This window comes from Photobacterium sp. OFAV2-7 (assembly GCF_022347985.1).
In the GTDB taxonomy this organism is placed as follows: Bacteria; Pseudomonadota; Gammaproteobacteria; order Enterobacterales; family Vibrionaceae; genus Photobacterium.
The window spans coordinates 1-5484 of sequence record NZ_JAKRFQ010000296.1 but is presented as its reverse complement, the minus strand read 5'-3'; the positions used below and the strand labels follow the sequence as shown (position 1 = coordinate 5484).

Here is a 5484-nt window from a genome sequence, read left to right as displayed (position 1 = left end):
GTGATGCCACGCCTTGATATTACACCTCAGGATGAACCTGTGATGCTACATATTACCTGTACTTCACGCCGTAAAGGGTTGGCCGGAGTCATGCAACAAGTGACCGAGGCTTGTGCCAATCAGGTGATTATTCCGGAAGATATTCAATGTTGTGGTTTCGCCGGTGATAAAGGTTTTACGACACCGGAGTTGAACGAGTCGGCGTTGTCTCCACTCAAAGCTCAGGTGCCTGAGAATTGTAAAGAAGGTTACTCGAATAGCCGCACTTGTGAGATCGGGCTATCAGAGCATAGCGGCATTGAGTATCGCTCTATTCTCTATTTGGTCGATAAAGTGAGTCAGGCGCGTACAAGCTAACCTTATATATTTAGCTACTGATAATATTTTTAAATTGAAAGAGCAGGCTGTAGTACAGCTTGCTCTTTTTTATGGTTGAATAAAATGCTTTTATTTTTTTTGAATGAAGATATCTTGCAATAGGCATTTAGGGTTAATTATTAAATTATTAGATCTTTGTCATTTTTTATTATTCATATTTAATCTTAATTTTTCATATTCTTTATATATAAATGAATAGCACCAACAATTGTGGTTGTTATTTTATTTCACCTTTTAATGTTAAATTGGCCTGCGGTATAAGTTATTTTGTAAGTTTACAATATTGTATTTTATAGCCATTGATAACGATTGTGATTACTCGAAGCTAAAAAGCGTAATTTACTTTTGATTATCCACGTAATAGTGACTGTTTGCGAAACTTACTGTGTCATATACCTTTTTAATAATAATGAGTGCTTTTTGTGTTTTTGTTTAAGTGATTGTTTTAATAGATTTAGTTTTGTTTTGGGATGTTGTGTTATCAGGGCGTTATTGGTTGGTTTGTGGGTATTTGGTTAACTAGGTGTTGTCTGTGGAGTGGTAATAATTAAAAAGGTCATTAAAATAATTAACCCACAATAATAATACGCTCAGCCTTCAATAATAAAAATGAATGTGTAGTTTACACATCAAAGTTAGCAAGACCCGAATTACTATACACATGCTGTTTTATATGGCGATAACTGGGTCTGAATACACGGAGTATATTTTAATGACGTCCCTATTTTTATCGGTGATACCAATTGTTATTCTTATTTGGATGATGACAAAGAAGAATGGCGTACCGTCTCATATTGCTTTGCCTATTACGGCAGCAATGGTCGGTGCACTGCAATTGTTTTACTTTGGCACTGATATAACTTTAGTCAATGCCAATATCATTGCTGGTATGTTATCTGCAATCACGCCGATTTCAATTGTTGCTGGTGCTATTCTTTTGAATCGAATGATATACCTGTCAGGTGCTGAGGACGTTATTCGTCGCTGGCTGGAAGGTATTAGCCGTAACCAGGTTGCGCAACTGATGATCATTGGCTGGGCATTTGCTTTTATGATTGAGGGGGCATCCGGCTTTGGTACCCCGGCAGCCATCGCGGCACCTATATTGGTGGGCCTTGGCTTCAACCCGTTGAAAGTCGCCATGCTGGCATTGGTAATGAACTCTGTGCCGGTATCTTTTGGTGCGGTAGGCACACCAACGTGGTTTGGCTTCTCTAACCTGGGCCTCGATGACGTTGCCTTGTTAGAAACGGGCAAGATCACGGCACTCATTCATCTTATTGCTGCTTTTATTATCCCTCCTATGGCATTGTGTTTTATCGTGAGCTGGAATGAAATTCGCCGTAATTATCTGTTTGTTCTTATTAGTACTTTATCTTGTACGGTGCCTTATTTCTTGCTGGCGCAATGGAACTATGAGTTTCCTGCCTTGGTGGGTGGCGCCATCGGCCTGGTGCTGTCTGTGATCACGGCGCGAAGTGGTTTTGGTTTGGTCGCAATTCAACCATCCGAGGATAATAAGGCGTCTGCCCCCGTTGCGGCGCGTGATGTGTTCAAAGCAATGACGCCGACTATTTTGTTGATTGTGATTTTGATTGTTACCCGCATAAAGCAGTTTGGCATTAAGGGGATGTTAACGGACAGTACAGAGATGCTCAGTGTGTCATTTGGTCCGCTGGGTGATTTTAGTATCAGCCAGGCGTTGATATTTAAACTCAGCCACATTTTAGGTACCGATGTGTCTTGGGCGTATAAAACACTGTATGTGCCCGCGCTTATTCCGTTCCTATTGGTGGTTCTGATCTCAATTCCACTGTTTAAGCTACCTGCCGGTGTGGTTAAGCAGATGTTTGCCGAAACTGGAAACCGCATCAAGATGCCATTCATTGCTCTGGTTGGTGCCTTGATTATGGTTAAGCTGATGATGACGGGCGGTGAAAATTCACCGATTATGACAACGGGTCAGGCGTTTTCCGATCTGATGGGAACCAGCTGGCAGTATGTTGCGGCTTATCTTGGGGCGCTTGGGGCTTTCTTCTCGGGATCGGCGACAGTATCTAACCTTACTTTTGGAGCGATTCAGCAGACCATCGCCATCAACGTCGGGCTACCGCAGACAACAATCCTAGCGTTGCAATCGGTAGGAGGCGCTATGGGAAATATGGTGTGCATCAATAATATTATTGCGGTGTCGACTATTCTCGGTATTGCCAATAAAGAAGGTTTTATTATCAAGCGAACGGTTGTACCCATGGTGGTTTACGGTGTGGGTGCTGCGGTAATGAGTACCCTGATTTAGGTACTTGATATCTGAAAGTGTCGATATAAGAAGAGGCAATGTAAGAAAAAACAAGATAAGAAAATAAGAGTGTGGCCAGAGGTGGCCACACTTTTTAGTGCTTAGAACTTATCTTCATGTTGTCGATAGCATTGGTAAAGGTGTTCAATGAATAGCTTTATTTTTGCCGGTTGGTGGCGTGTGTAGGGGTAGATGGCAAAGATTCCGAGACACTTTGCGACCTGGTGCTGTAGCACTTCTACCAGTCTTCCTTCTCGCAGATCATCGGCGACCAACACTTTGGGTACATATACCAGTCCCTGTCCTATTAGCGCCGCACGTCTTAACGCCGAGGCATTGTTGGTACTGAAATTGCCAGCGACTTTGACGGTAAAAGGTGACGATGTCCCTTTGAACAGCCACTCGGTGGCCCCTGTTTCTTGATAGGAATAGGCAAGACAGTTGTGATCTGCCAAATCTTGATAGGTTTTTGGTTCGCTGCGACGCTCGAAGTAAGCAGGAGCTCCACAGATCACCCAGTGGGCATCAGCGAGCCGGCGGGCGATAAAACTTGAATCCGGAAGCACACCGGTGCGGATGGCGAGATCATAGCCTTCCTCGACTATGTCGACAAAACGGTTATCCAGATCCATATGAACCGTTATGTCTGGATACTTCTCGCTGAACTCTGCAATGGCCTGGGGCAAAATTAGTTCGCCGGAAATCGTCGGAACGGTGATACGTATACTGCCGGAAAGGCTTTCACCGAGGCCGCTCATCGCATCTTCAGCATTTTGTACAGATAGGTAGACCTCGCGGGCATGACTGAAGAAGACTTCACCGGCCTCAGTCAGGGTAAGTTTGCGTGTTGTGCGGTATAGAAGCTGTACGCCAAGCTCTTCTTCAAGCCGAGTGATACGTTTACTGACAACGGATTTGGTTAAGCCAACCTGCTCGGCAGCTTTGCTGAAAGAGCCTTGTTCGATCAGGTGGTAAAAAATCAGGAAGTCATCGGTGTTTCGCATTATTAGTATACTTTTTGCAACAATTTCTAGGGTTGTTGAATTATAGCAATTAAATGTCAGGTATTTAGTAAATGAATAAATTGAGGTGCTCGTTTTGCCCTGTTGATCACGTTAGTGATGACTGGATTAATAAGAAGTATTGCGGAAGAAAAGAAAGGCTTACCAAAGGGTAAGCCTATATCGACTTTGTGTATTACCTTTGATGATTAACCATTTACAAATTGCTGTAATGGAACACGGTCAGCCAACAAACGTTTATAGATCTGGTTACCAATTACACCACCGACAACGCCTGCGAAAGCAGCGGCAACCACTGCCATGAACAGTGTTAGCGGCTCGTTGAAGGCGATAGAGGCAAGCAGTCCTGGAATCGGTGCTGCACTGCCCGGGGCATCATTGATAATACCGAAGTAGGCGGCGATGGTACCTGCCATGGCACCACCCAGGAAGTTCGACATAAAAATAGGCACAGGGTTACGGGTTACGATATGTGCCTGGGTCAGAGGCTCCAGCATGACACTGATAGTGTTGCTGGATTTGCCAAGCTTGAGGCTGTGGAAAATATATCCGTTGGTAAACGAACCACCGACACAAGCGATGGCTGCTATCCCCATCGGCAAGCCCGTCAAACCGAGCATAGCTGTGAGTGCCATTGAACTTAGCGGGGATGTACAGACCATCTTAATTAAGCCACCTAGCAAGAAGCCCATAGCAAGCGGAGATAGCAGGGTAGCTTCGGTGATCATATTGGCCAGTGTGCCCATCAGCATATCCAGTCCCGGGCTGATGAAGATACCAAGCAGTCTGGCCAGCGGTGCCAGGGTCAAGACACCGACAATGACATCGACGCCTTCGGGAAGGTATTTCTTAAATAGCGGTGTTGCAAAAGAGAATAGGTAACCGGCAATGAAGCCCTCGAGGATCCCGAGGTTGGCCATGGCCAAACCTGTAACGATGGCAAAGACAGGTTGAACCCCCATTCGTAGCATGACGAGGGTAGCCGCTGCGACCCCCCCCATGCCACCAACCATGTTGCCAAAATCAGCCAGATACTCGATGCCAAGCAGGTTGCCCATTACATATTTGTGAATCGCTTCAACCAGAAAGGTCGCAATGGCGGCATCAGCAAGGCCACTCATAGCCGCACTGCCGTTGGGAGCCTTGAAACTGAATACTGAAAACAAGCCCAACGCTGCCAGTAGCGCAGCAATACCGAGGATAATTTCCATATTATTTCCTTATCATTTTTTTAGGGCGAACGAAAGCAGAGCTACGCCCAAAGTATTAAATTAATTGATGAATGAAGATAGAAGCTGAAATTAACCGGGATCGGGTATTGTGATTTTGAGGTGGAAGTTGAGTTTTGCCAGAGAGATGAAGTAAGCCATGCTTGACAGACTGTCAGCGTAAGTTTTACCTCAGGGGAGGAGTTGGCCTATACAAGCCGATAGTTTCTTCTTTGACAGAAAATGACTGTTCATAACGATCACCATGTCGAGACGTAGTTTAAATTAACTTTGATTCCTGTTGATTAACCTAACATAACTCTGTTGTATGATTTTTGAACTGCTTCATGTTCTGTTGTGAAAGCAGGTTTATATCCTTAAGGCGAGTCACATTGTTTTCCAAAAGTGTTAACGGATACGGTTGGGCAAAGCGTCGTTATCGCTATATATAAGAGAGGATAATCTCAGTTTTGATAGGGGCGGGCAGCTTGTTAAATAACACTTGGCATCGAGAGTCACAATATGTTACTTTTCTGCGCAATCTCAGGGGGCAGTATTACTGAGACATATGCGTTGT

The 5484-nt window shown here is 44.5% G+C and carries 3 protein-coding genes and 1 pseudogene; 2 read left to right on the top strand and 2 right to left on the bottom strand.

From position 1 onward, the window contains the following. Nucleotides 1-357: pseudogene (locus MHN01_RS15085) on the top strand (4Fe-4S ferredoxin); the annotation flags it as partial. Between the two features lie 733 nt (nucleotides 358-1090). Then, entirely contained in the window at nucleotides 1091-2677 is a 1587-nt protein-coding gene (locus tag MHN01_RS15080; protein WP_239412100.1) for an L-lactate permease, read from the top strand. Between the two features lie 101 nt (nucleotides 2678-2778). Here MHN01_RS15080 and MHN01_RS15075 read toward each other — a convergent pair whose 3' ends face one another. Further along, nucleotides 2779-3681 carry a LysR family transcriptional regulator gene (locus tag MHN01_RS15075; protein WP_239412099.1) on the bottom strand — a complete coding sequence of 301 codons (903 nt, stop codon included), beginning with the start codon at nucleotides 3679-3681 and terminating at the stop codon, nucleotides 2779-2781. A gap of 206 nt (nucleotides 3682-3887) precedes the next feature. After that, nucleotides 3888-4910 (bottom strand): PTS sugar transporter subunit IIC, encoded by a 1023-nt coding sequence (locus MHN01_RS15070; protein ID WP_239412098.1) that lies wholly within the window; start codon nucleotides 4908-4910, stop codon nucleotides 3888-3890. Nucleotides 4911-5484 lie beyond the last annotated feature (574 nt).

Coding starts and splice junctions, on each gene's coding strand:
- MHN01_RS15070 (WP_239412098.1), bottom strand. CDS start 4,910: ATGGAAATTATCCTCGGTATTGCTGCGCTACTGGCAGCGTTGGGCTTG.
- MHN01_RS15075 (WP_239412099.1), bottom strand. CDS start 3,681: ATGCGAAACACCGATGACTTCCTGATTTTTTACCACCTGATCGAACAA.
- MHN01_RS15080 (WP_239412100.1), top strand. CDS start 1,091: ATGACGTCCCTATTTTTATCGGTGATACCAATTGTTATTCTTATTTGG.